Origin of the sequence: Kitasatospora sp. NPDC052896, assembly GCF_044547075.1 — a bacterium.
Taxonomy (GTDB): Bacteria; Actinomycetota; Actinomycetes; order Streptomycetales; family Streptomycetaceae; genus Kitasatospora.
Genome location: NZ_JBITZU010000001.1, coordinates 181,264 through 205,894 on the forward strand (window position 1 = coordinate 181,264; position 24,631 = coordinate 205,894).

Sequence of the window (24,631 nt, forward strand, 5' to 3'; positions counted from 1 at the left end):
GCGAGGTGGCGGACCGTCAGCCCGCCGGGGCTTGCTTACTTCTCGATGATGGCGAGAACGTCGCGAGCCGAGAGGACGAGGTACTCGTCGCCCTGGTACTTCACCTCGGTGCCGCCGTACTTCGAGTACAGGACGACGTCGCCGACGGCGACGTCGAGCGGCAGACGCTGGCCGTCCTCGAAGCGGCCCGGGCCGACGGCCAGGACGACGCCCTCCTGGGGCTTCTCCTTGGCGGTGTCCGGGATAACCAGGCCGGAGGCCGTGGTGGTCTCGGCGTCGAGCGGCTGGACCACGATGCGGTCCTCAAGCGGCTTGATGGCAACCTTGCTGCTGGTGGTCACGTCCGAGCTCCCCTTCGGAGATTACGGGGTTGTCTAACAGGTAGGTGGGCGACGTCCACGGTCTGCCGTCGCGGGGGTCAGACCGGTTCGGTCGCGTTAGCACTCCCCCTGGGGGGAGTGCCAGGAACGACCATAGGCGGCGGTTAGCACTCAGTCAACCAGAGTGCCAACGGCGCGCCCGACGTCTTTCGCCGGGCCGCTCGGCGCGGGGGCGGAACCGGGACAATGACCGGGTGGAGACCGAGAACTTCGAGCGCCTGCTCACCGACCAGGGCCAGCTGCTGCTGGCCGAACTGCGCGACTACGCGCCCGGGCAGGAGCTGGCGTTGGCCACCCGGCTGCGCCGCGACCACCCGGCGGAGCTGGTCACCGCGGCGCTCGGGCAGGCCGCGCTGCGGCAGCGGGCGGCGGCCAAGTTCGGCGCGGACGCCGAACGGATGTACTTCACCCCCAACGGTGTCGAGCAGTCCACCCGGCGCAGCGTCGCCGAGTGGCGGGCCGGCCGGTTCGCGGCGCTCGGGGTGCGCCGGCTGGCCGACCTGTGCGCCGGCATCGGGGGCGACGCGATCGCCCTGGCCCGGGCCGGGATCTCCGTGGTCGCCGTCGACCGGGACCCGCTGACCTGCGCGGTGGCCGCCGCGAACGCCGCCGCGCTGGGCCTCGCCGAGCTGATCGAGGTGCGCTGCGCCGACGTCACCGAGACCGACCTGACCGGCTTCGACGCGGTCTTCACCGACCCGGCCCGGCGCACCTCGCACGGCCGGGTGTTCGACCCCGAGGCGTACGGGCCGCCGCTCAGCTGGGCGATCGGCGCCGGGCGGGCGGCCCGGTTCGGCGCGCTCAAGGTGGCGCCGGGCATCCCGCACGAGGCGGTGCCCGAGGACGCCGAGGCGGAGTGGGTCTCCGACCACGGCGACGTCAAGGAGGCGGTGCTCTGGTTCGGCACCGACGCCGGCGCCGACCGACCGCACCGGGCCACCCTGCTGCCCGGCGGGCACACCCTGACCGGCGGCCGACTGCCCGACCCGCCGGTGCTGCCCGGCGGCGGGCGCTGGCCGGCGGCCGGGCAGGTCCGCCAGTACCTCTACGAGCCGGACGGCGCGGTGATCCGCGCCCACCTGGTGGCCGAGGTGGCCGAGCTGGTGGACGGCACCCTGATCGACCCGCGGATCGCCTACCTGACCTCCGACCGGCTGGTGCCCACCCCCTACGCCCACGCGTTCGAGCTGACCGACGTGTTGCCGTTCCACGTCAAGCGGCTCAAGGCGCTGCTGCGCGAGCGCGGCGTCGGGACGGTCGTGATCAAGAAGCGCGGGGTCGGGATCACCCCGGAGGAGCTGCGCCGGCAGCTGCGGCCGAGCGGGCCGAACGAGCTGACCGTGATCCTCAGCCGGACCGACCACGGGCCGCTGATGATGCTGGGTCAGCCGGCGCGCGGCCGGGTTCAGCCGGTGGGGGCCTGTATGTAGTCCTCCAGGCGGGCCACGGCGAAGCCCTGCTCCTGGATCCGGCTGAGCAACTCGCCGAACATCTGGGTCATCGTCTCGCCCTTGAGGTCCTGCGGGCCGCGGAAGTGCGCCAGGATGATGTCGCCGGGCCTCAGCTTGTGGTCCCCCGTCTGGTACTGCATGTCGTGTATCTGCATGGTCTCCTGCCAGAGCACGACGGCGCGCGGGCCGCACTGCTGCACGGCGGTGTTGAGGTTGGTGCTGTGCGCGCCGTCGCCGTACGGCGGGCGGAACAGGAACGGCGCGCTGCCGTACTGCTGGGTGAGCACCTGCTGGTCGCCACAGACCTCGGTCTTCTGCTGGGCGAGCGACTTGGTGCTCATCGCCGGGTGGTGCAGCGTGTGGTTCTGGATGTGGTTGCCGAGCGCCTGGAGCGGCTTGAAGTAGCCGTAGTCGTTCCTGATGGCGTCGTCCATCAGGAACATGGTGACCGGGACCTTCAGGTCGTTCATCATCTCGACGAACTTCGGGTCCTTCTCCGCGCCGTCGTCCAGGGTCACGAAGACCACCTTGTCGGTGGTGGGGATCGAGCTGATCACCGGAACCGGGCCGGCGGCGGTCAGCTTGACCGGCTTGTCCACCGGGGCGGCCGGGGCCGGCGGCAGCGGCTGGAGGTTCCACTTCGTCCAGGCCGCGGCAGCGGCCGCGGTGGGCGTGCCCGAGGCCGGGGCGGCCGGGCTGGACGGCACGGCGGACGGGGCCGGGGGCGGCGCGGCGCCGGTGCTCGTCGTGCCCCCACCACTGCCGCCACAGCCGCACACTGCCGCGAGGATCGCCAGCACCCCCAACGCAGAAACCTTTCGCCGGCTCCCGCCCCGCCTCGCCACCACGTGCTCCCCAAGCCCCTGTTTCGAACAGATTCTGGGGAGGAACGCTACCGCGCTTGTACGATTTTCTCACTTACGAAGGACCAGCGATGCGGCGGCCGGGCCAGCAGCCCGGCCGGCGGCTCCGGCACCGCGCCCGGCTCCACGCCCTCGGGCCACCAGCCGATCAGCAGCACCCGCTCGCCCGGAGCGCTGAACAGCTCGGCCCGCTCGGCGCCGGCCAGCGCCGCCAGCGCCGTCGCCTCGGCCCAGGCCAGCAGCTCGGCGCCGCGGCCGTCCGCCGCCCTGGCCTCCCACATCGCCGCCAGGGTCATGCCCCGCCGCCCAACTCGCGGTAGGCCTGGCCGTGCACGTCCCCGTGCGGATCGGAGACCGCGGGTACCGACACCTCGGTGACCGGGAGCGAGGAGTCGGCCGAGAGCTCGATCGCGGAGGGCGAGCGGTCCCGGCGGACCATCTCGGCGCCCAGCGCGGCCACCATCGCGCCGTTGTCGGTGCACAGGCCCGGGCGCGGCACCCGCAGCCGGATGCCGGCCTTCTCGCAGCGCTGTTGGGCCATCGCCCGCAGTCGGGAGTTGGCCGCGACCCCACCGCCGATCATCAGGTGGTCGACGTCGTTGTCCCGGCAGGCCCTGATCGCCTTGCGGGTCAGCACGTCGGTGACCGCCTCCTGGAACGAGGCCGCCACGTCCGCCACCGGGACCGGCTCACCGGCCCGGCGCCTCGCCTCCACCCAGCGGGCCACCGCGGTCTTCAGACCGGAGAAGGAGAAGTCGTACTCCGGGTCGCGCGGGCCGGTCAGCCCGCGCGGGAAGGCGATCGCCTTCGGGTCGCCCTCGCGGGCCATCCGGTCCACCACCGGGCCACCGGGGAAGCCCAGCCCGAGCACCCGGGCCACCTTGTCGAAGGCCTCGCCGGCCGCGTCGTCGATGGTCGCGCCGAGCGGGCGGACGTCGCTGGTGATGTCGGTGGTCAGCAGCAGCGAGGAGTGGCCGCCGGAGACCAGCAGCGCCATCGTCGGCTCGGGCAGCCGGCCGTGCTCCAGCTGGTCCACGCAGATGTGCGAGGCGAGGTGGTTGACCCCGTACAGCGGCTTGTCCAGCGCCCAGGCGTACGCCTTGGCCGCCGAGACGCCGACCAGCAGCGCGCCGGCCAGGCCGGGGCCGGCCGTGACGGCGATGCCGTCCAGATCGCTGCCCTTGATCCCGGCGGTGTCCAGGGCCCGCTGGATGGTCGGGACCATCGCCTCCAGGTGCGCCCGGCTCGCGATCTCCGGGACGACCCCGCCGAAGCGCGCGTGGTCGTTGACGCTGGACGCCACCGCGTCGGCCAGCAGCGTGGTGCCGCGCACGATGCCGACGCCGGTCTCGTCGCAGGAGGTCTCGATGCCCAGGACGAGCGGTTCGTCAGCCATGCGGGGTTTCCTTCGTGTCGGGCTGCTCAAGGTCGTCCGGCTTCAGGTCGTGCCGGTTCGGGTCGTGCCGGTTCGGGTCGGGGTGGTCGAGGCGCATCACCAGGGCGTCCACGTTCGCCGGCTGGTAGTAGCCGCGCCGGATGCCGATCGGTTCGAAGCCGAAGCGCTCGTAGAGCCGCTGGGCCCGGATGTTGTCGATCCGGACCTCCAGCAACAGCTCCGCGCAGCCGCGCCGGGCCGACTCGGCGACCAGGTCGGCCAGCAGCAGCGCGCCGAGGCCACGGCCCTGGTGGGTCTCGTCGACGGCGATGGTCTGCACGTCGCTCTCGACGCCGATCGCCATCAGGCCGGCGTAGCCGACGATCCGGCCGGCCGGACCGGTGGCGACCGTGTAGTACCGGCTGCCGCCCGGATGGGCCTCGGCGAGTTCGGACCAGAACATGCCCGGGGACCAGGCGTCCTCCGGGAAGAGCCGCCGCTCCAGGACCATCAGCGGCTCGATGTCCCACCAGCGCATCGGGCGCAGCGCGGTGGGCGGGCTCACCGCGGTCACGCCGGGAGCACCGCCTTGTAGCCGGCCGGAACCTGGGCGTCGGGCCGGCGCAGGTAGAGCGGGCGGGGCGGCAGCAGCTCGCGGCCGGCGGCCAGCTCGGTGACCGCGAAGTCGGCCAGCGCGCCGGCCGAGACGTGCTCCGGGCCGCGCGCCTCCGGGAAGGTCCCGGGGTAGAGCAGCGCGCCGGCCCCGACCGCGCCCGGCCGGACGGCCAGCTCGCCCGGGCGGTCCACCGCCGGACCCTCGACGCGGCGCCCCTCGGCGTCGTACGAGGCCCAGTAGACCTCCTTGCGCCGGGCGTCGGTGGCGACCGTGAACGGGCCGGTCACGCCCTCGGCCCGGGCCTGGTGGGCGATCGCGTCCAGCGTGCAGACGCCGTGCACCGGCAGGCCGAGCGCGTGGCCGAGCGCGGCGGCGGTGACCAGGCCGACCCGCAGCCCGGTGTACGGGCCCGGGCCGACGCCGACCGCCAGCGCGGTCAGCCGGCGCTTGTCCACCCCGGCCTCGGCGAGCACCCGGCCGATCGCGGGCAGCAGCAGTTCGCCGTGGCGCCGGGCATCGATCTGGAAGGCCTGCGCCAGGACGGCCGTGCCGTCGTGGACGGCGGCGGTGACGGCGGGGGTAGCGGTGTCGAACGCGAGCAGCAGCACGGGTCCAGGTTAGAGGGTCGGCCGGGTCGGCCTTTTGTCCCGGTACGGAACACACGTTCCCGACGGCAGGGAACGGGCCGGGGAACCTGGCACGATGAGCCCGACGGCCCTACGGATGGCGGGAGCACTCATGGCAAGGCTGGGTCCTGGAGTCGTGGTCACCGGGCTGACCCTGGGCGCGCTCGGCGTGGTCGGCCTGCTCGCCGCGCAGGCCGACGGCGCGCAGAACCGGGCCGTCACCGACCAGTCGCAGAGCCGGGTGAGCAACCTCGCACCGGACTCGGCCACCCCCTCCCCCGGTGCCGCCGCCTCCCCGGCCGCCGTCCCCGCGCTGCCGGCCGGCTCGGGCACCGGGCGCCGGGTGGTCTACTCGGTGGGTTCGAAGGCCGTGTGGCTGGTCGACCCGAAGAAGAACCCACAGGTCCAGGCCGCCTTCACGGTCCAGCGCGGCTCGGTGGACCCGGCCCCGGGGACCTACGCGGTGTTCAGCCGGTCGGCGGCGACCACCGGCGGCGACGGCCGGCAGGTCGAACACGTGGTCCGGTTCACCCAGCTGGGCGGCGTGGTGATCGGCTTCAGCGCGGCCGTGGACGGCTCGACCCCGGCCGCCGACCCGACGGCCAGGACCGGCGGCATCCGGGAGACCCGGCAGGACGCTCAGTCGCTCTGGGACTTCGCCCCGACCGGCACCCGGGTCACCGTCGTCCCCTGAGCCTTCGCCTCGGGCTTCCCCTGCTGGGCCGGGGCCGGCTTCGGCGGGGTGCAGACCGCGGCGGCCGCCGCGTTGGCGGCCAGCAGTTCGCGCATGCCGACACCGGCAGTCGGCTCGGGACCGCGCTTGACGGTCGCTTCGGAGCTGGCGGTGCTCGACATGGCGCCTCCCTAGTTAGGCACACCTAACTGCAAAGACCATCCCATCACGCGCACCGCTCCGGCCGCAACATCTTGCCGACACACTGTCGGGAAACCGCACCCAGGGGTGAACCGCACCTCAGTCGCGTTCCAGCGCGGCCAGGTCCACCCCGTCCCAGCGGCTGCCCAGCCCGGTCAGGGTGACCCGGCGGGGGTCGCCGGCGTCCTCGGCCGGGTCGCTCGCGTCGTCCCCGACGGCCCGCTCGATCCGCACCTCCAGCCGCTCCTCGGCGAGCTGCTCGACCTTGCCCTCTCCCCACTCGACCACCACCACCGACTCCGGCAGCGAGACGTCCAGGTCGAGGTCCTCCATCTCGTCCAACCCGCCGCCGAGCCGGTAGGCGTCCACGTGCACCAGGGCCGGGCCACCGACCAGCGAGGGGTGCACCCGGGCGATCACGAAGGTCGGCGAGGTGACCGGGCCGCGCACGCCCAGTCCCTCCCCCAGGCCACGGGTCAGCGTGGTCTTGCCGGCGCCGAGCTCGCCGGAGAGCAGCACCAGGTCGCCGGGGCGCAACAGCCCCGCCAGCCGGCCGCCCAACCGGTTCATCCGCTCGGCGGTGGGGACGGTGAGAGTCGTGTACGCGCCCATGGTTCCTCTGTCCGGGATCGGTCGGTCCGAGCCCAACGGTGCCACATCGGGGGCGTGGAACGTCGACCCGTCCGGGCGAGGACGGGACGGGCGGCGGTCAGTCGCCGATCGGCAGGTCGCGGACGGCCGGTGGAACCGGGAGGGCCGCCCGCTCGGCGGCCCGCCGGAGCAGCGCGGCCAGCTCGCCGTTCACCCGTTCGGGCGTTTCCAGCATCACCAGGTGGCCGGTGTCGGGCAGCAGCACCAGCTCGGCTCCCGGCAGCTCGCGGGCGATCGCCTCGCTGTAGACCGGCGGGGTCAGCAGGTCCTTCGTCCCGGCCAGTACCAGCGCCGGCAGGCCGGCCAGCGCCCGCAGCGCGGCGGTCTTCTCGTGCCCGGCGAAGACCGGGTAGAACTCCGCGACCACGTCGATCGGCGTGCTGTCCAGCAGCTGCTCGGCGAACCGGACCACCGCCGGATCGACGGCCTCGGAGCCGAACGAGAACCGGCGGTAGAGCACCCCGGCGAAGTCCGAGCCGACCCGCCGGGCCGCCTCCACCAGGCCGGTCTGGCTGCCCAACAGCTTCACCACTCCCGGCCCGACCCGCCGCCAGAGCCGCGCCCCGGCCGGCGGCAGCCCGAAGGTCGCCGCGTCCCAGCCGCCCGCCAGGGTGCCGAGCAGCGCGACGCCCACCACCCGGCCGCCCGGGTCGGCCCGGAACAGCTCGGGGTGCTGGTCGGCCAGCGCCATCACGGTCATGCCGCCCATCGAGTGGCCCACCAGCACCAGCGGCCCGGTCGGCGCCACCGCGTCCAGCACCGCCTTGAGGTCGGCGCCCAGCTGGTCGATGCTGGCCGGCTCGCCCGCGAGGTGGGAGCGGGAGCGCTCGGAGCGGCCGTGGCTGCGCTGGTCCCAGAAGACCAGCCGCAGGCCGGCCGCACGGAACGCGGCGCGCTGGAAGTGCCAGGAGTCCTGGTTGAGGCAGTAGCCGTGGCAGAAGACCACGGTCAGCGGCGCGGCCGTGGCCGACTCCGAACCGTCCTGCCCCGGCTCGTCGACCTCGACGTACAGGCCGGTGGCGTCGGGCGCCGGGACGGTCCGGGCCCGGCCGCGCAGCGAGCCGAACGGCGCCTCCGCGTCCAGCGCGGCGCGGGCCGCGCGGCGGGTGGCCCGACCGACCGTCAGCCGTTCGATGGCCACCCCGGCGGCGGCACCCGCGGCCAGCACACCGAGCGAGATGCCGATCAGCCCGGCCCGGCTCACCCCGCTGGTGGCCTGCTCGGCCGCCCGGGCGAGCGCCCGGACCGGGTTGCCGCCGACCGCGTCGGCCGGCTCGGTCATCCGGTGGCCCCGCCGACGTAGCGGCGCGGGACCCGCGGGCCGATCCGGGTGACGATCTCGTACGCGATCGTGCCGGCCGCCCGGGCCCAGTCCTCCGCGGTCGGCTCGCCCTGCTCGCCGGTGCCGAAGAGCAGCACCTCCTCGCCGGTCTCGGGGGTGTCGCCGCCGAGGTCCACCACGAACTGGTCCATCGCGATCCGGCCGGCGGCCGTCCGCCACTTGCCACCGACCAGCACCGGACCGGCGTCGCTGGCATGCCGGGGCAGGCCGTCCGCGTAGCCGACCGGGACCAGCCCGAGGGTGGTCGGGCCCGGGGTGGTGTAGTGGTGGCCGTAGCTGACGCCGTGTCCGCCGGGGACGGTCTTGACCAGCGCGAGCCGGGCGCTGAGCGACATCACCGGGCGCAGCCCGAAGTCGGCCGGCGCGCCCACCTCGGGGACCGGCGACACCCCGTACATGGCCAGACCGGTGCGGACCAGGTCGTAGTGCGTCTCGGGGAGCAGCAGGGTGGCCGGCGAGTTGGCGATGTGCCGCACCTCGGGCCGGACCCCGGCCCGCTCCGCGTACTCCAGCGCGGCCGCGAAGGCGTCCTGCTGCTGCCGGATGGACGGGTGGCCGGGCTCGTCGGCGGCGGCGAAGTGCGACCAGACGCCGACCACCTCGACCATCCCGGCGGCCTGCGCGCGCAGCGCGGCGTCCACCAACTCGGGCCAGTCGTGCGGCTGGCAGCCGTTGCGGCCCAGCCCGGTGTCCGCCTTGAGGTGGATCCGGCCGGGTACCCCGGTGGCCCGCACCGCGGCCAGCAGCTCGTCCAGTGCCCACCGGCCGCTGACCGAGACGTCCACGCCGGCCCGCAGCGCCTCGGCGAACGGGCCACCCGGCGTCCACAGCCAGCAGAGCACGCGCGCCTGGTCCGGGCCGATGCCGGCCGCGCGCAGCGCCAGCGCCTCCTCGGGAGTGGCGGTGCCGAGCCAGCGGACGCCCGCGGCCACCGCCTCCAGCGCGCAGCGGATCCCGCCGTGGCCGTAGCCGTCGGCCTTCACCACGGCCATCACGGCAGCGCCGGAGACCCGCTCGCGGAGCGCGGCCAGGTTGCCGCGGAGCGCGGCCAGGTCAATGGTCGCCTCGGCGCGTCGGCCCTCGGTGAGCAGGACGGTGGCAGTGTTCGCAGTCGTCATCCCGATCAGTCTCCCAGACCTGCGGTGCTTCGCCTCCCACCACCCTCGACCACTCCGCGCCAGGCGGCGGGCAGCGCCGCGGCGACCTCGCCGGCCGTGATGGGGGCACCGCCCCACGGCGGCGCGCTCGGCGGGTAGGACTGCTCGCCGCTCCGCTCCGGTTCCCACGGGTCGGCGACCACGCGGCGGGCCGGACCCGAGCCGGCGAAGACCCCGACGCCGCCGCCCGATGGCAGGGCCGGACGGTGCCGGACGGGCGCGGCCCGGCCCGGCTGGCCACCGCTCTCGCCCGCCGCGGCCAGCCGGCCGGCCAGTCCGTGCAGGTGGGCGGCGGCCGGTGCGGCGTCCCAGGGGTCCAGGCCGGCCGCCAGCAGCGCGCCGGCCAGGCCGGCGAGCACGTCCCCGCTGCCCGCGGTGGCGAGCCAGCCGGTGCCGGTCGAGTTCACCCGGACGGCCCCGTCCGGGCGGGCCACCACCGTGGTCGAGCCCTTCAGCAGCACCGTCGCACCGTAACGGGCGGCCAGCTCGCGGGCGTACCGCAGCCGGGCCGCCGCGACCTGCTCCGCGGTCACCGCGCCGCCCAGCAGCCGGGCCGCCTCGCCGGTGTGCGGGGTGAGCAGGGTCGGCGCGCTGCGGCCGACCAGCGTGCCGGGTCCGCGCCGGGCCAGCTCGGTCAGCCCGTCCGCGTCCACCAGGACCGGCACCTCGGAGGCCAGCACGTCGGTCAGCGCGCCGGGGGCGTCGTCGCCGGAGCCCGGGCCGACCACCCAGGCCTGCACCCGGCCGGGGGTCAGCAGCACCTCGGGGTGGTGCCGCACCACCTCCTCGCCCGGCCGGCCCTGGTAGCGGACGGCGCCGGCGCCGCCGTGCAGCGCGCCGGCCACCGCGAGCAGGGCCGCGCCCGGGTAGCGCTCGGAGCCCGCGAGCAGCCCGAGCACACCGCGCCGGTACTTGTCGCTCTCCGCGCCGGGCCGTGGCAGCAGCGCGGCCACGTCGGCGTGCTGCAGGGCCTGGACGGCGGCCGGCGGCGCGGTCATCCCGATCGGGACGAGCTGCACCACCCCGGCGTAACCCGCGCCCGGGTCCACCAGCAGCCCGGGCTTGTACGTCCCCATGGTCACCGTCAGGTCGGCCCGCAGCGCCGCGCCCGGGACCTCGCCGGTGTCGGCGTCCACCCCGCTCGGCAGGTCCACCGCGACCAGCAGCCCGGTCCGTTCGGCGGACGCGTAGGGTTGCGCCGCGGGACGCAGGCCGCCGCGTCCGCCGATGCCGACGATGCCGTCGAGAACGAGATCGGCGCGGCGGAAGTCGGCCAGGCCGACTTCCTGATCGGTGGTCACCTGACTGCCAGTGGCCCGCAGCGCGGCCAGCGCCGCCGGGTGCGCCTTGTCGGGGCTGAGCAGCACGGCGCTGACGGCGGCTCCGCGCCGGGCCAGCCGGGCACCGGCGAAGAGCGCGTCCCCGCCGTTGTCCCCACTGCCGGCCAGCACCAGCACCCGGCTCCCGTAGACCCGGCCACGTCGCTCCGTCAGCAACTTGGCGCAGCTGGCGGCGAGACCGGCCACCGCGCGGTCCATCAGCGGCTGCCCGGCCAACAGCGCCTCGGCGGCGCGAACCTCTTCGACGGTGTGTGCCTCACGCATACCTCGACGCTACCCCGCGCGAGGACGGCTAGCCTTCGGCGATCACCATCGCCGAGGCCACCCCGGCGTCGTGACTCAGCGAAAGGTGCCAGGACGACACCCCGAGCCGCTCGGCGCAGGCCGCCACCGTGCCGCGGATCGACAGGTGCGGTCGGCCGGCCGGATCCACCTGCACCTCGGCGTCGTGCCACTCCAGCCCGCCCGGCGCGCCCAGCGCCTTGGCCACCGCCTCCTTGGCGGCGAACCGCGCCGCCAGCGAGGCGATCCCGCGCCGCTCGCCCGAGGGCAGCAACAGCTCGTCCGGGGTGAAGAGGCGGTCGGCCAACGCCGGGGTCCGTTCCAGCGTGGCGGCGAAGCGGTCGATGGAGGCGACGTCGATACCCACTCCGATGATCATGGCGCCGACGATATACCGGTCCCCCGCGGCCGGGCCGCAGGGGACCGGGAACCTCCTACTCCACGGTGACCGACTTCGCCAGGTTGCGCGGCTGGTCCACCTCGTGCCCCTTGGCGGTGGCCAGCTCGCAGGCGAAGACCTGCAGCGGCACGGTGGACACCAGCGGCTGGAGCAGCGTCGGCGTCACCGGGATCCGGATCAGGTGGTCGGCGTACGGGACCACCGCCTCGTCGCCCTCCTCCGCGATCACGATGGTGCGGGCGCCACGGGCCCGGATCTCCTGGATGTTGGAGACGATCTTGTCGTGCAGCAGCGACCGCCCGCGCGGCGAGGGCACGACCACCACCACCGGCAGACCCTCCTCGATCAGCGCGATCGGACCGTGCTTCAGCTCGCCCGCCGCGAAGCCCTCGGCGTGCATGTACGCCAGCTCCTTGAGCTTGAGCGCGCCCTCCAACGCCACCGGGAACCCGACGTGCCGGCCGAGGAAGAGCACCGAGCGGGCGCCGGCCAGCGAACGGGCCAGCTCGCGCACCGGCTCCATGGTCTCCAGCACCTGCTCGACCTGGCGCGGCGCGTCGGCCAGCTGCTGGATGACGGCGAGGATCTCGTCGCCCCACTTGGTGCCGCGCACCTGGCCGAGGTAGAGCGCGACCAGGTAGCAGGCGACCAGCTGGGTGAGGAACGCCTTGGTCGAGGCGACCGCGACCTCCGGCCCGGCGTGGGTGTACAGCACCGCGTCCGACTCGCGCGGGATGGTCGAGCCGTTGGTGTTGCAGATCGCCAGCACCCGCGCGCCCTGCTCCCGGGCGTGCCGCAGCGCCATCAGGGTGTCCATGGTCTCGCCCGACTGCGAGATCGCGATCACCAGCGTGCGGTCGTCCAGGATCGGGTCGCGGTAGCGGAACTCCGAGGCGACCTCGACCTCGCACGGGATCCGGGTCCAGTGCTCGATCGCGTACTTGGCGATCATGCCGGCGTGGAACGCGGTGCCGCAGGCCACCACGACGATCTTGTCGACCTCGCGCAGCACCGAGTCCGGGATCCGCACCTCGTCCAGGGTCAGTCGCCCGTCGGTGCCGATCCGGCCGAGCAGGGTGTCGGAGACCGCCTTCGGCTGCTCGGCGATCTCCTTGAGCATGAAGTAGTCGTAGCCGCCCTTCTCGGCGGCCGAGGCGTCCCAGTCCACGTGGTACTCGCGGACGGCGGCCGGCCGGCCATGGAAGTCGGTCACGGTGACGGCGTCCGCGCGCAGCTCCACCACCTGGTCCTGGCCCAGCTCGACGGCCTCCCGGGTGTGCGCGATGAACGCGGCGACGTCCGAGGCGAGGAAGTTCTCGCCGGCCCCGCGGCCGACCACCAGCGGCGAGTTGCGGCGCGCCCCGACCACCACGCCGGGCGCGTCGGCGTGCACCGCGACCAGCGTGAAGGCGCCGTCCAGCTGGCGGCAGACCGCCCGCATGGCCTCGGCCAGGTCGCCCTGGTACGCCTCGGCCAGCAGGTGGGCGACCACCTCGGTGTCGGTCTCCGAGCGCAGCGTGTGGCCGCGCTCGGCGATCTCGGCCCGGAGCTGGGCGAAGTTCTCGATGATGCCGTTGTGGACCACGGCCACCCGGTCGGCGTCGTCCAGGTGGGGGTGGGCGTTGGCGTCGGTGGGGCCGCCGTGGGTGGCCCAACGGGTGTGCCCGATGCCGGTGGTGCCGCCGGGGAGAGGGGTCTCGGCGAGCGACTTCTGAAGGTTGGCGAGCTTCCCGGCCCGCTTGTCGGTGGCGAGACTCCACTGCCCTGAGGAGTCCGCCGTCTGGATGGCCACGCCGGCCGAGTCGTATCCTCGGTACTCCAGCCGCTGCAGGCCGGCGATCACTACGTCGAGCGCGGGCTGCGCGCCCACATAACCAACGATTCCGCACATATGTGTCAGCATAAGGGCGGCTTGTTTTCGAAGAACGCGCACCGGGGCACCGTGCGTGACCGACGCCACACCATCCGCCCCTGCCGCGACGGCCCACAATGGACCATGTGCTGACCGAACTCTGTACCCGGGGCGCCGCCACGCCCGGACCGTCGCCGTCTCCGTACGTCGACCTGGACCGGTCCGAGTGGAGCGCCCTGCGCGACCGTACTCCGCTGCCGCTCAGCGCGGAGGAGGTGGAGCGGCTGCGCGGTCTCGGCACCGCGCTCGACCTCGACGAGGTGCGCGACGTCTACCTGCCGCTCTCCCGGCTGCTCAACCTCTACATCCACGCCACCCACGAGCTGCGCGGCGCCCTCGGCACCTTCCTGGACACCCCGGACACCGAGCGCACCCGCACCCCGTTCATCATCGGCGTGGCCGGCTCGGTGGCGGTCGGCAAGTCCACCACCGCCCGCCTGTTGCAGGCCCTTCTGGCGCGCTGGCCCGAGCACCCCCGGGTCGAGCTGGTCACCACCGACGGTTTCCTGCTCCCCAACGCCGAGCTGCGCCGCCGCGGCCTGATGGCCCGCAAGGGCTTCCCGGAGTCCTACGACCGGCGCGCGCTGATGCGCTTCGTGGCCGACGTCAAGGCCGGCAAGCAGGAGGTCAGCGCCCCGGTCTACTCGCACCTGGTCTACGACATCGTGCCGGACCGGCGGCTGACCGTGCAGCGGCCGGACATCCTGATCGTCGAGGGCCTGAACGTGCTGCAGCCGGCGCTGCCCGGCACCGACGGCCGCACCCGCCTCGCGGTGGCCGACTACTTCGACTTCTCGATCTACGTCGACGCCCGCACCGACGACATCGAGAGCTGGTACCTCTCCCGCTTCAAGAAGCTGCGGGACACCGCCTTCCTGGACCCCAGCTCCTACTTCCGCCGGTTCACCGAGGTGCCGGAGGAGGAGGCGATGGAGTACGGCCGGCAGGTCTGGCGCACCATCAACAAGCCCAACCTGCTGGAGAACGTGCTGCCCACCCGCGGCCGGGCCACCCTGATCCTGCAGAAGGGCGCCGACCACAAGGTCCGTCGCGCCCTTCTGCGGAAGCTCTGAGCGGGTCTCAGCCCAGGTACGTGCGGACGGCCTCGGCCAGGCGCTCGGCGACCGCCTTCGCCTGCGCCTGGTCAGCGGCCTCGACCATCACCCGGACCAGCGGCTCGGTGCCGGACGGACGCAGCAACACCCGTCCGGTGGCGCCGAGTTCGGCCTCCGCCTCGGAGACGGCGGCGGTCAGCTCGGCGCAGCCGGCGACCCGGGTGCGGTCCACACCCTTGACGTTGACCAGCACCTGCGGCAGCCGGGTCATCACCGCGGCGAGGTCGGCCAGCGGCTGCTTGGTGGCGGCCAGTCGGGCGCCGAGCATCAGACCGGTCAGCGTGCCGTCGCCGGTGGTCGCGTGGTCCAGCAGGATGACGTGGCCGGACTGCTCGCCGCCGAGCGCGTAGCCCTCCGCCTTCATCGCCTCCAGCACGTAGCGGTCGCCGACCGCGGTCTGCACCAGCTCGATGCCCTCGCGCTCCATCGCCAGCTTGAAGCCCAGGTTGGACATCACGGTGGCGACCGCGGTGTTGCGGCGCAGCGTGCCGGCCTCGCGCATGGCGACCGCCAGGATGGCCAGGATCTGGTCGCCGTCCACCTCGTTGCCCTCGGCGTCGGCGGCCAGGCAGCGGTCCGCGTCGCCGTCCAGCGCCACGCCGAAGTCCGCCCGGTGCTCCAGCATCGCGGCCCGCAGCTGGTCCAGGTGGGTCGAACCGACGCCGTCGTTGATGTTCAGGCCGGTCGGCTCGGCACCCAGGGTGTAGACCACCTCGGCGCCGGCCCGGGCGAAGGCCTCCGGGGCGACCCGGGCCGCCGCGCCGTGCGCGCCGTCGATGACGACCTTGATCCCGTCCAGCCGGTTCGGCAGCACCGCGACCAGGTGGGCGACGTACTTGTCGAAGCCCTCGGTGTACTCGTGCACCCGGCCGACCGCCGCGCCGGTGGGCCGCTTCCAGTCCGCCGCGGTGCCGTTCGCGTAGCGCCGGTAGTGCGCCTCGATGGCGTCCTCGACCGCGTCGTCCAGCTTGTGGCCGCCGCGGGCCAGGAACTTGATCCCGTTGTCGGGCATGGCGTTGTGGCTCGCCGAGAGCATCACGCCGAAGTCGGCACCGAGCGCGCCGGTGAGGTACGCGACCGCCGGGGTGGGCAGCACCCCGACCCGCAGGACGTCCACGCCGGCGCCGGCCAGCCCGGCGATCACCGCGGCCTCCAGGAACTCGCCGGAGGCCCGCGGGTCGCGTCCGACCACCGCGACCGGCCGATGGCCGGCGAACGCGCCGGCGTCGCCCAGCACGTGGGCGGCCGCCGTGGAGAGACCGAGAGCCAGTTCCGCGGTCAGGCCCTCATTGGCCACACCGCGGACGCCGTCCGTACCGAAGAGTCGTGCCACTGTCCCGTCCTTCGTTGCTCGTCACCGGGCAGGGCGTTGTGGTCCGCCCTGGTCGGCGGGGAGGACTCCCTGGCCGCCTGACCGGTCCAGGGAGCACGACGCCCCGGGGCACACGAAGTGCTCCGGGGCGTACGAGTCCCACCTGCGGGGTGCGCACCAAGGGCGGTACGCACCCCGGGGCGCGACTAGCGCTTGCTGTACTGCGGGGCCTTGCGGGCCTTCTTCAGACCGGCCTTCTTGCGCTCGACGGCGCGGGCGTCACGGGTCAGGAAGCCGGCCTTCTTGAGGGCGCCGCGGTTGTTGTCCACGTCGGCCTCGTTCAGGGCGCGGGCCACGCCGAGGCGCAGCGCGTAGGCCTGACCCGACACGCCGCCACCCGCGATGCGGGCCACGACGTCGTAACGGCCGTCCAGCTCGAGGAGCTTGAAGGGCTCGTTCACGGTCTGCTGGTGCACCTTGTTGGGGAAGTAGTTCTCCAGGGTGCGGCCGTTGATCTTCCACTTGCCGGTGCCCGGGACGATCCGCACGCGGGCGATCGCCTCCTTGCGACGGCCGAGGCCGGCGCCGGGGACGGCCTCGCCGAAGCGGCCGGCCAGCGACTCGCTGGTGTACTCGGAGGTCTCGCCCTCGGACGTGTACTCGGTCACGTCCTCGTCGAAGTCGACCTCAAGGGTGGTCTCAATGGCAGTCTCGGCCACGGTGTTCCTCAGCTCTGTTCAGTGATGGGGTTGGGTGGCCGGAATTACTGCGCGACCTGGGAGATCTCGAACGGCACCGGCTGCTGGGCAGCGTGCGGGTGCTGGTCGCCCGAGTAGACCTTCAGCTTCGAGAGCATCTGGCGGCCCAGGCTGTTCTTCGGGATCATGCCCTTGATGGCCTTCTCGACGGCCTTCTCCGGGTTCTTGTCCAGGAGGTCGTCGTAGCGGACCGAGCGGAGACCGCCCGGGAAACCGCTGTGGCGGTAGGCCAGCTTCTGGGTCTTCTTGTTACCCGAAAGGTGCACCTTGTCCGCGTTGATGATGATGACGAAGTCACCAGTGTCAACGTGCGGCGCGTAGATCGCCTTGTGCTTGCCCCGGAGGAGGTTGGCGGCCTGGGAGGCCAGGCGGCCGAGCACGACGTCGGTCGCGTCGATGACGTGCCACTGACGCTGGACGTCGCCGGGCTTGGGGCTGTACGTACGCACGGTCGTAGCCTTCGCTTTTCAGTGAGTGAGTCCTGACAGGAGCACCCGGACGAGGAGATCAGCCTGGATCCGCTTGGACGCAATTCAAGAGGAGCCGCTGGTCATCGGCCTGGTATCTCCGGCGTACCGACCTCTCACGTGAGATGGAGCGAGCCAATACGCACAACAAGTGCCCAGCCTACCGGGCAGGTCCGTACGGGTCAAAAACGGTCGCCGTCAAACCGGTCAGCGGTCACGCTGGACCCGCTTCTCGTCCCAGACCGGCTCGGGCGACTCGTAGACCCGGCCGTCCGCGCCGAAGACCAGGAAGCGGTCGAAGGTGCGGGCGAACCAGCGGTCGTGGGTCACGCAGAGCACCGTGCCCTCGAAGGCCTCCAGCCCCTCCTGCAGCGCCTCGGCGCTCTCCAGGTCCAGGTTGTCGGTGGGCTCGTCGAGCAGCAGCGCGGTGGTGCCGGACAGCTCCAGTTTGAGGATCATCAGCCTGGCCTGCTGGCCGCCGGAGAGCGACTCGAAGCGCTGCTCCTCCTGCCGGTCCAGCTCGTAGCGGCGCAGCGCGCCCATCGCGGCCTTGCGGTCGAGGGCGTGCTCCTCCTCGATGATCGAGCGGACGGTCCGGCCGAACAGCTCGGGGTGCGCGTGGGTCTGCCGGAAGTGGCCGGGCACCACCCGGGCGCCCAGCTTCCAGCTGCCGGTGTGCGCGACCGACTCGTCACCGGCCAGCAGCCGCAGGAAGTGCGACTTGCCGGAGCCGTTGGAGCCCAGCACGGCCACCCGCTCGCCGTAGTAGACCTCCAGGTCGAAGGGCTGCATCAGCCCGCTGAGCTCCAGCTTCTCCAGGGTGACCGCCCGCACGCCGGTCCGGCCGCCCTTGAGCCGCATGGTGATGTTCTGCTCGCGCGGCGGTGCCTCCGGACGGCCCGCCTCCTCGAACTTCTTCAGCCGGGTCTGCGCGGCGGCGTAGCGGGAGGCCATGTCGTGGCTGACCGCGGCCGCCTGGCGCAGGGTGACCACCAGCTTCTTCAGCTTGGCGTGCTCCTCGTCCCAGCGGCGGCCGAGCTCCTCGAAGCGCTCGAAGCGCTCCTTGCGGGCGGCGTGGAACGAGTCGAAGCCGTTGCCGTGCACCCAGACGCTGCTGCCGGTGACACCGGTCTCGACACTGATGATCTTCTCGGCGGTCCGGGAGAGCAGCTCACGGTCGTGCGAGATGAAGAGCACGGTCTTCGGGGTGGCCTTGATGGCCTCCTCCAGCCAGCGCTTGCCCGGGACGTCCAGGTAGTTGTCCGGCTCGTCCAGCAGCAGGACCTCCTCCGGGCCGCGCAGCAGCGCCTCCAGCACCAGGCGCTTCTGCTCGCCGCCGGAGAGGGTGTTCAGCCCGCGCCACTGGGCCCGGTCGAAGGGCATCCCGAGCGCGGCCGTGGCGCAGACGTCCCAGATCGTCTCGTACTCGTAGCCGCCGGCGTCGGCCCAGTCGGCGAGCGCCTGGGCGTAGGCCATCTGGGTCTTCTCGTCGTCCTGGGCCAGCATGGCCAGCTCGGCGGCGTCCACCGCGCGGGCCGCGGTGGCGATCCGGGCCGGCGCGACGGAGACCAGCAGGTCGCGGACCGAGGCGTCGGCGGGCAGCGCGCCGGGCGTCGCCTTCTGGTCCTCCCGGCCGGTGGTCCCGACGAACTGGCGCATCACGCCCAGGCCGCCGCTGACCGTCACGGTGCCGCCGTGCGGCTGGGTGTCGCCGGCGATCATGCGCAGCAGGGTGGTCTTGCCCGCGCCGTTGGCGCCGACCAGCGCGACCGCGGCGCCCTCGCCGACCCGGAAGGACGCGTCGTCGAAAAGCACCCGCCCGTCCGGCAGGTAGTACTCCAGATGTGAAATCTCGACGTGTCCCATGGCTCGGAATTGTGCTACGCCCGCGCCATCAGGCCCAAACGGATTACGACTGGCCCGGCAGCGTGCGCATCCGACGGGCCGCCCGGTTGCGCTCGGCCAGCTGGTCGTCCGGCGGGTAGCCGACCTCCTCCAGCGTCAGCCCGTACGGCCGGACCACGTTGACGGCGCTGTTGCGCACCCGGCCGGCCAGCACCTGCCCGGGGAACTCCACCGGCCGGTGGCCGTCGCCGACCAGCAGCATCGCGCCGACCAGGGCCCGCACCATGTTGTGGCAGAAGGCGTCCGCGCGGACCGTGGCCACCGCCAGCGGCCCGGCCACCCCCGCGGTGTGGTGGTCCGCGGCGACCCGCTCCCAGTGCAGGTCGAGCAGGGTGCGGATGGTGGTGGCGCCCTCGCGCTTCTTGCAGTACGCGGCGAAGTCGTGCTCGCCGAGCAGCAGCCGGGCCGCCTCGTTCATCTTCTCGATGTCCAGCGGCCGGTCGTGCCAGAGCACGTGGCCGCGGAGCAGCGGGTCCACCCCGCCCGGGTGGTCGGCCACCCGGTAGGCGTACCGGCGCCAGATCGCGGCGAACCGGGCGTCGAAGCCCGCCGGCGCCTCGGTCATCCGGTAGACCCGGACGTCGCCGGGCAGTCGGCCGGCCAGCCGGCGCAGCAGCTTCTCGCCGTGCGCGGCCCACAGCTCGACCGGCAGGTCCACGTGCGCCACCTGGCCGCGGGCGTGCACCCCGGCGTCGGTCCGGCCGGCCACCGTGAGGTCGTAGCCCTGCTCGCTGCGGGTGACGATCCGCAGCGCGTCCTCGATCTCGCCCTGCACGGTCCGCCGGCCGGGCTGGCGGGCCCAGCCGGAGAAGTCGGCTCCGTGGTAGGCCAGGTCGAGCCGGATCCGGACGGTCCCGTCGGCGGGGCCCTCCTGCGGCTGCGGCGGCTGCTCGCAATCCTTCAGCACGTGCGTTGACTCCAGGGAATCGTTGACTCCGGGGGTATCTCCGGGCAATGAGGAACGGGCCCGCCCCCCGGAGGGAAGCGGGCCCGAGCTGCACCTAAAGGTGTCAGGCGTTCTCGACCTCGGCGGTCTCGTCAGCCTTGGGGGCCTCGGCGGCAGCGCTCTCGGCGGCCTCCTTCGAGGCGCGCTTGGTGGCGGCCTCGGCCTCGCCGACGGCGGTCTGCGCGACGGTCAGCGCCTCGACCAGCTCGATCACGGCCATCGGGGCGTTGTCGCCGCGACGGGTGCCGATCTTGGTGATGCGGGTGTAGCCACCCGGGCGGTTCTCGTAGCGCGGCGCGATCTCGGTGAAGAGGGTGTGCAGCACCGAGACGTCGGTGATGGTCTTGCGGACCAGGCGACGGTTGTGGATGTCGCCCTTCTTGGCCTTGGTGATCAGCTTCTCCGCCAGCGGGCGCAGGCGGCGGGCCTTGGCCTCGGTGGTGGTGATGCGGCCGTACTGGAACAGCTCACGGGCCAGACCGGCGAGCAGCAGCGGCTCGTGGTGCGGGCCGCCGCCGAGGCGGGCACCCTTGGTGGGACGCGGCATGGATGACTCCTTGAATCTCCGACCACGGCCGTATCAGGTACCGCGGCGGGCGGCCGGGCACGGTTGCCCGGACGACTTTTCGGTGCATTTCTGCATTGAAGCGGGGGCGACCCACGAGGAGTCGCCCCCACCACAAACTCTTAGTACTGCTCGGTCTCCGCGTAACCCGCGTCGTCCAGGTCGTCGGCGCCGAAGGCGTCGGCGGCAGCGGTCGGGTCGAACCCGGGCGGGCTGTCCTTGAGGGCCAGGCCCATGCCGGCCAGCTTCGCCTTGACCTCGTCGATCGACTTCGCACCGAAGTTGCGGATGTCGAGCAGGTCGGCCTCGGAGCGGGCGACGAGCTCACCCACGGTGTGGATGCCCTCGCGCTTGAGGCAGTTGTACGACCGAACGGTGAGCTCCAGCTCCTCGATCGGCAGCGCCAGGTCGGCGGCCAGGGCGGCGTCCGTGGGGGACGGGCCCATGTCGATGCCCTCGGCGTCGATGTTCAGCTCGCGGGCGAGACCGAACAGCTCCACCAGGGTCTTGCCGGCCGAGGCCATGGCGTCCCGCGGACGCATGGCGGGCTTGGTCTCGACGTCGACGATCAGCTTGTCGAAGTCGGTCCGCTGCTCGACACGGGTGGCCTCGACCTTGTAGGTGACCTTCAGCACCGGGCTGTAGATCGAGTCGACCGGGATCCGGCCGATCTCCTGGCCGGAGGCCTTGTTCTGCACGGCGGAGACGTAGCCGCGACCGCGCTCGACGGTCAGCTCCATCTCCAGCTTGCCCTTGCCGTTCAGCGTGGCGAGGACCAGCTCGGGGTTGTGCACCTCGACACCGGCCGGCGGCGCGATGTCGGCGGCGGTGACCACACCCGGGCCCTGCTTGCGCAGGTACATCACGACCGGCTCGTCGTGCTCCGAGGAGACGACCAGCTGCTTGATGTTGAGGATGAGGTCGGTGACGTCCTCCTTGACGCCCGGCACGGTGGTGAACTCGTGCAGGACGCCGTCGATGCGGATGCTGGTGACAGCGGCACCCGGGATCGAGGAGAGCAGCGTGCGGCGGAGAGAGTTGCCGAGGGTGTAGCCGAAGCCCGGCTCCAGCGGCTCGATGACGAACCGCGAGCGGTATTCGTCGACAACCTCTTCGGTCAGCGAAGGACGCTGAGCGATCAGCATGGTTCTGGATCCTCCAGTTGTCTTCGGCACCCACTATTTGATGCCGACAGGACCAAGCGTACGGGGTCCCGTGGGAAACGGGACCCCGTAGCAGGTTCAAAGCACTGCGGAAACGCCCAGCGCGTCAGACGCGGCGACGCTTCGGCGGACGGCAGCCGTTGTGCGGGGTGGGGGTGACGTCCTGGATCGAGCCCACCTCCAGGCCGGTGGCCTGGAGCGAGCGGATCGCGGTCTCGCGGCCGGAGCCCGGACCCTTCACGAAGACGTCGACCTTGCGCATGCCGTGCTCCTGCGCGCGACGGGCAGCGGCCTCGGCGGCCATCTGCGCGGCGAACGGGGTGGACTTGCGCGAGCCCTTGAAGCCGACGTGACCGGCGGAGGCCCAGGAGATCACGTTGCCCGCGGGGTCGGTGATCGAGACGATCGTGTTGTTGAACGTGCTCTTGATGTGCGCGTGGCCGTGAGCGACGTTCTTCTTTTCCTTGCGGCGGATCTTCTTCGCGCCGGCAGCCTGACGACCCTTGGGGGGCATAAGTCTGTTTCTCCTACTGAGGTGGTCGGTCCGCTAACCCGCGGGCCGGAGGGATGTCCGGTTAACGGGCGGACTACTTCTTGCCCGGCTTCTTCTTGCCGGCAATCGCGCGACGCGGGCCCTTGCGGGTACGCGCGTTGGTGTGGGTGCGCTGACCGCGGACGGGCAGGCCACGGCGGTGACGCAGACCCTCGTAGCAGCCGATCTCGACCTTGCGGCGGATGTCGGCGGCCACCTCACGGCGGAGGTCACCCTCGACCGTGTAGTTGGCGTCGATCCACTGCGCCAGCTTGACGAGGTCTTCCTCGGAGATGTCGCGAACGCGGATGTCGGGGTTCACGCCCGTCTCGGCCAGCGACTGCTGGGCGCGGGTACGACCGATGCCGTAGACGTACGTGAGGGCGATCTCGATCCGCTTCTCGCGGGGGAGATCAACGCCGGCGAGGCGTGCCATTCATGGCTCCTGTGGTTCTTCAGAGGTCTTACGAGTCGCCTACTCGGAAGCATCTCCCGGCCCTGCGGACCTCGGAGAGATGAGAGCCCCGGCCTCTGACCGGGGGTGGCAGTCCTGCCGTGCGGCAGGATCGGGCGGCCCGTGTATGACGTTGTGCGCGTCGCGCGAAGTACTACGAGAAATGCGGAGAGATCAGCCCTGGCGCTGCTTGTGGCGCAGGTTGTCGCAGATCACCATGACCCGGCCGTGGCGGCGGATCACCTTGCACTTGTCGCAGATCTTCTTGACGCTCGGCTTGACCTTCATGGTTCAGGTTCTCCGGGTCTAGATCTGACGGTGGAACTACTTGTAGCGGTAGACGATCCGACCACGAGTCAGGTCGTAGGGGCTGAGCTCAACGACCACCCGGTCGTCCGGGAGGATACGGATGTAGTGCATCCGCATCTTGCCGCTGATGTGCGCGAGGACCTTGTGACCGTTCTGAAGCTCGACCTTGAACATGGCGTTCGGAAGAGACTCGATCACGGTGCCCTCGATCTCAATGGCGCCTTGCTTCTTTGCCATGAACTACGAGATCCACCTTCCGGGACCGGCTACCGTATGCGGCACGCTCGTGCGAACCTGGGTCCACCCCAACCCAGCGGGAAGAGGGCGTGCCGAAGCACGCTACGAGTGAGCCGACGGTCCATCGTACGTTAGGCACCAGCCCCACACCAAACCGGGGGGCCGGGCGCACCGAGCCGGGCTCAGCGCTGCGCGCCGATCCGGTCCTGGACGAGCACCGCGGTGCAGGCCGGGCAGCGACTGGCGGCCTCCGGGATCTCGGTGAGGCACTCCGGGCACGGACGCCTGACGACCTTCGCCTTCTTCGGCAGGTACCGGGCACTGGCCTTGGTGACCGGCAGCACCACGCAGAAGTACAGCACCGCGGCGGTCAGCAGGAAGGCGATCAGGTCGTTGAGGAACTGCCCGTAGGGGAACGTGACGTGGTGCACGGTGAACTGGTCGGCGCTGAAGTCGCCGGCCGCCCCGACCACCAGGCCCACCAGCGGGGTCAGGAACGCCTTCACGAAGCCGTTCACCACCCCGGTGAAGGCCGCACCGATGACGACACCGACCGCCATGTCGACGACGTTGCCGCGCATCATGAAGTCGCGGAACCCCTTGAGCACCCGTTCTCTCCTCTATGTCCGATTCGTCCCTCGGGGGGCAACGATACCGGTTCAGCCGAGCGGGTCCGGCGCGGCCGTCACGCCCAGCGCCGCCAGCTGGGCCTTGCCCCCGTCGAAGGCGGTCAGCACCAGCGGGCCCTGTTCGGTGACGGCGACCGAGTGCTCCCAGTGCGCGGCCCAGGTCCCGTCGTTGGTGACGACCGTCCAGTCGTCCTCCAGCACGCTGGTGTGCGGCGTGCCCAACGAGACCATCGGCTCGATCGCCAGCACGGTGCCGGGGATCAGCTTGGGGCCCTTGCCGCGCCCGCGCTCGACGTAGTTCAGCACGTGCGGCTCCATGTGCATCGCGGTGCCGATGCCGTGGCCGCCGTAGCCCTCGGTGATGCCCCACTTGCCCTTGGGCGGCAGCGGCTGGCGGCGGATGAAGCCCTCGATCGCCTTGGAGACGTCGACCAGCCGGTTGCCCTTCTTCATCTGGGCGATGCCGGCCCACATCGAGCCCTCGGTGACCTTGCTGAGCATCGCGACCTCCGGGCGGACCTCGCCGACCGGCACGGTGATCGCCGCGTCGCCGTGCCAGCCGTCCACGATCGCACCGCAGTCGATCGAGATGACGTCGCCCTCCAGCAGCACCCGGTCGCCCGGGATGCCGTGCACCACCTCGTTGTTGACCGACGCGCAGATCACCCCGGGGAACCACAGACCACCGTGGTGGGCGCGGAAGTTGGAGGTGGCGCCGTGATCGGCGATCACCTTCGCCGCAATGTCGTTGAGCTCCTGGGTGCTCACGCCCGGGGCGACCGCCTCACGGCAGGCCTTGAGCGCCTCCGCGACGACCAGCCCGGCCACCCGCATCTTCGCGATCTGCTCGGGGGTCTTGATCTCCACCATCTGGCCAAGCCTTTCGTCCGTGTGCCGCCCGGTCCTTGCCGGCCGGCCCTTCGCTGAAACCACCGTACGACGCCGCACGGCCGCGGCGCCCCGGTGCGGG

29 protein-coding genes are annotated in these 24,631 nt (G+C 72.4%); 3 read left to right on the forward strand and 26 right to left on the reverse strand.

Translation table 11 applies throughout. The features are described 5' to 3' along the window. Positions 1–35: 35 nt before the first annotated feature. Positions 36–341: a co-chaperone GroES gene (gene groES, locus ACIGXM_RS00755; protein WP_396555403.1), complete on the reverse strand. Its 306-nt coding sequence runs from the start codon at positions 339–341 to the stop codon at positions 36–38. 233 nt (positions 342–574) lie between these two features. Between groES and ACIGXM_RS00760 the strand changes: the two genes are divergently transcribed. Then, positions 575–1,810, forward strand: coding sequence for an SAM-dependent methyltransferase (locus ACIGXM_RS00760; protein ID WP_396555404.1), 1,236 nt, complete (start codon positions 575–577; stop codon positions 1,808–1,810). On the opposite strand, the gene ACIGXM_RS00765 is transcribed toward ACIGXM_RS00760, so the two are convergent. The 5 genes from ACIGXM_RS00765 to tsaB form a co-directional block, all read right to left on the reverse strand. After that, positions 1,786–2,631, reverse strand: a complete 846-nt coding sequence (locus tag ACIGXM_RS00765) for a polysaccharide deacetylase family protein (RefSeq protein WP_396557302.1) — start codon at positions 2,629–2,631, stop codon at positions 1,786–1,788. The genes ACIGXM_RS00760 and ACIGXM_RS00765 overlap by 25 nt on opposite strands. A 92-nt stretch (positions 2,632–2,723) precedes the next feature. Continuing rightward, a complete protein-coding gene (locus tag ACIGXM_RS00770) occupies positions 2,724–2,975 on the reverse strand; it encodes a hypothetical protein (RefSeq protein WP_396555406.1) in 252 nt (83 codons plus the stop codon). Between the two features lie 11 nt (positions 2,976–2,986). Next, positions 2,987–4,090 carry a tRNA (adenosine(37)-N6)-threonylcarbamoyltransferase complex transferase subunit TsaD gene (gene tsaD, locus ACIGXM_RS00775; RefSeq protein ID WP_396555408.1) on the reverse strand — a complete coding sequence of 368 codons (1,104 nt, stop codon included), beginning with the start codon at positions 4,088–4,090 and terminating at the stop codon, positions 2,987–2,989. Then, entirely contained in the window at positions 4,083–4,607 is a 525-nt protein-coding gene (gene rimI / locus ACIGXM_RS00780; RefSeq protein ID WP_396557304.1) for a ribosomal protein S18-alanine N-acetyltransferase, read from the reverse strand. Before rimI ends, tsaD begins: the two co-directional genes overlap by 8 nt. Before the next feature lie 32 nt (positions 4,608–4,639). Further along, positions 4,640–5,293, reverse strand: coding sequence for a tRNA (adenosine(37)-N6)-threonylcarbamoyltransferase complex dimerization subunit type 1 TsaB (gene tsaB, locus ACIGXM_RS00785; protein WP_396555410.1), 654 nt, complete (start codon positions 5,291–5,293; stop codon positions 4,640–4,642). Between the two features lie 130 nt (positions 5,294–5,423). Here tsaB and ACIGXM_RS00790 point away from each other — a divergent pair, with 130 nt between their 5' ends. Then, on the forward strand, positions 5,424–6,005 hold the full coding sequence (locus ACIGXM_RS00790; protein WP_396555411.1) for a hypothetical protein: 582 nt from the start codon (positions 5,424–5,426) through the stop codon (positions 6,003–6,005). On the opposite strand, the gene ACIGXM_RS00795 is transcribed toward ACIGXM_RS00790, so the two are convergent. From ACIGXM_RS00795 to glmS, 7 genes are all read right to left on the reverse strand, one after another. After that, complete coding sequence (locus ACIGXM_RS00795) at positions 5,951–6,166, reverse strand: hypothetical protein (RefSeq protein WP_396555413.1); 216 nt, start codon at positions 6,164–6,166, stop codon at positions 5,951–5,953. The two genes, ACIGXM_RS00790 and ACIGXM_RS00795, sit on opposite strands and share 55 nt — an antisense overlap. A gap of 118 nt (positions 6,167–6,284) precedes the next feature. After that, the gene (tsaE, locus tag ACIGXM_RS00800; RefSeq protein ID WP_396555415.1) at positions 6,285–6,797 is read right to left on the reverse strand and encodes a tRNA (adenosine(37)-N6)-threonylcarbamoyltransferase complex ATPase subunit type 1 TsaE; all 513 of its coding nucleotides are present in this window, start codon (positions 6,795–6,797) and stop codon (positions 6,285–6,287) included. 97 nt (positions 6,798–6,894) lie between these two features. Then, entirely contained in the window at positions 6,895–8,118 is a 1,224-nt protein-coding gene (locus ACIGXM_RS00805) for an alpha/beta fold hydrolase (protein WP_396555417.1), read from the reverse strand. Beyond that, positions 8,115–9,296 carry an alanine racemase gene (gene alr / locus ACIGXM_RS00810; RefSeq protein WP_396555419.1) on the reverse strand — a complete coding sequence of 394 codons (1,182 nt, stop codon included), beginning with the start codon at positions 9,294–9,296 and terminating at the stop codon, positions 8,115–8,117. The genes ACIGXM_RS00805 and alr overlap by 4 nt, the downstream gene beginning before the upstream one ends. Positions 9,297–9,301: 5 nt before the next feature. After that, the gene (locus tag ACIGXM_RS00815) at positions 9,302–10,939 is read right to left on the reverse strand and encodes an NAD(P)H-hydrate dehydratase (RefSeq protein WP_396555421.1); all 1,638 of its coding nucleotides are present in this window, start codon (positions 10,937–10,939) and stop codon (positions 9,302–9,304) included. A gap of 28 nt (positions 10,940–10,967) precedes the next feature. Continuing rightward, positions 10,968–11,336 carry a holo-ACP synthase gene (locus ACIGXM_RS00820; protein WP_396555423.1) on the reverse strand — a complete coding sequence of 123 codons (369 nt, stop codon included), beginning with the start codon at positions 11,334–11,336 and terminating at the stop codon, positions 10,968–10,970. A gap of 55 nt (positions 11,337–11,391) precedes the next feature. Further along, positions 11,392–13,248, reverse strand: a complete 1,857-nt coding sequence (glmS, locus tag ACIGXM_RS00825) for a glutamine--fructose-6-phosphate transaminase (isomerizing) (RefSeq protein WP_396555425.1) — start codon at positions 13,246–13,248, stop codon at positions 11,392–11,394. A 98-nt stretch (positions 13,249–13,346) separates the two neighbouring features. Between glmS and coaA the strand changes: the two genes are divergently transcribed. After that, positions 13,347–14,342, forward strand: a complete 996-nt coding sequence (gene coaA, locus ACIGXM_RS00830) for a type I pantothenate kinase (protein WP_396555427.1) — start codon at positions 13,347–13,349, stop codon at positions 14,340–14,342. Positions 14,343–14,349: 7 nt separating this feature from the next. Here the strand turns inward: coaA and glmM are convergent, their stop codons facing one another. The 13 genes from glmM to map all read right to left on the reverse strand — a co-directional run bounded on the left by glmM (position 14,350) and on the right by map (position 24,531). After that, a complete protein-coding gene (glmM, locus tag ACIGXM_RS00835) occupies positions 14,350–15,717 on the reverse strand; it encodes a phosphoglucosamine mutase (RefSeq protein ID WP_396555429.1) in 1,368 nt (455 codons plus the stop codon). A gap of 185 nt (positions 15,718–15,902) precedes the next feature. Beyond that, positions 15,903–16,415 carry a 30S ribosomal protein S9 gene (gene rpsI / locus ACIGXM_RS00840; RefSeq protein WP_396555431.1) on the reverse strand — a complete coding sequence of 171 codons (513 nt, stop codon included), beginning with the start codon at positions 16,413–16,415 and terminating at the stop codon, positions 15,903–15,905. A 44-nt stretch (positions 16,416–16,459) separates the two neighbouring features. Next, the gene (gene rplM, locus ACIGXM_RS00845) at positions 16,460–16,903 is read right to left on the reverse strand and encodes a 50S ribosomal protein L13 (protein ID WP_396555433.1); all 444 of its coding nucleotides are present in this window, start codon (positions 16,901–16,903) and stop codon (positions 16,460–16,462) included. 225 nt (positions 16,904–17,128) lie between these two features. Then, on the reverse strand, positions 17,129–18,787 hold the full coding sequence (locus ACIGXM_RS00850) for an ABC-F family ATP-binding cassette domain-containing protein (protein ID WP_396555435.1): 1,659 nt from the start codon (positions 18,785–18,787) through the stop codon (positions 17,129–17,131). Positions 18,788–18,830: 43 nt separating this feature from the next. Then, positions 18,831–19,730: a tRNA pseudouridine(38-40) synthase TruA gene (truA, locus tag ACIGXM_RS00855; protein WP_396557306.1), complete on the reverse strand. Its 900-nt coding sequence runs from the start codon at positions 19,728–19,730 to the stop codon at positions 18,831–18,833. 106 nt (positions 19,731–19,836) lie between these two features. Continuing rightward, positions 19,837–20,319, reverse strand: coding sequence for a 50S ribosomal protein L17 (gene rplQ, locus ACIGXM_RS00860; protein ID WP_396555437.1), 483 nt, complete (start codon positions 20,317–20,319; stop codon positions 19,837–19,839). A gap of 140 nt (positions 20,320–20,459) precedes the next feature. Continuing rightward, on the reverse strand, positions 20,460–21,482 hold the full coding sequence (locus tag ACIGXM_RS00865) for a DNA-directed RNA polymerase subunit alpha (protein WP_035848201.1): 1,023 nt from the start codon (positions 21,480–21,482) through the stop codon (positions 20,460–20,462). 124 nt (positions 21,483–21,606) lie between these two features. Continuing rightward, on the reverse strand, positions 21,607–22,014 hold the full coding sequence (rpsK, locus tag ACIGXM_RS00870) for a 30S ribosomal protein S11 (RefSeq protein ID WP_030232513.1): 408 nt from the start codon (positions 22,012–22,014) through the stop codon (positions 21,607–21,609). A gap of 73 nt (positions 22,015–22,087) precedes the next feature. After that, the gene (rpsM, locus tag ACIGXM_RS00875) at positions 22,088–22,468 is read right to left on the reverse strand and encodes a 30S ribosomal protein S13 (RefSeq protein WP_035800870.1); all 381 of its coding nucleotides are present in this window, start codon (positions 22,466–22,468) and stop codon (positions 22,088–22,090) included. Between the two features lie 192 nt (positions 22,469–22,660). After that, positions 22,661–22,774, reverse strand: a complete 114-nt coding sequence (gene rpmJ, locus ACIGXM_RS00880) for a 50S ribosomal protein L36 (protein ID WP_003956441.1) — start codon at positions 22,772–22,774, stop codon at positions 22,661–22,663. A 36-nt stretch (positions 22,775–22,810) separates the two neighbouring features. Then, entirely contained in the window at positions 22,811–23,032 is a 222-nt protein-coding gene (gene infA / locus ACIGXM_RS00885) for a translation initiation factor IF-1 (protein ID WP_003956442.1), read from the reverse strand. Positions 23,033–23,214: 182 nt separating this feature from the next. Next, positions 23,215–23,640 (reverse strand): large conductance mechanosensitive channel protein MscL, encoded by a 426-nt coding sequence (mscL, locus tag ACIGXM_RS00890; protein ID WP_396555440.1) that lies wholly within the window; start codon positions 23,638–23,640, stop codon positions 23,215–23,217. Positions 23,641–23,691: 51 nt separating this feature from the next. Further along, positions 23,692–24,531: a type I methionyl aminopeptidase gene (gene map / locus ACIGXM_RS00895; protein ID WP_396555441.1), complete on the reverse strand. Its 840-nt coding sequence runs from the start codon at positions 24,529–24,531 to the stop codon at positions 23,692–23,694. Positions 24,532–24,631 lie beyond the last annotated feature (100 nt).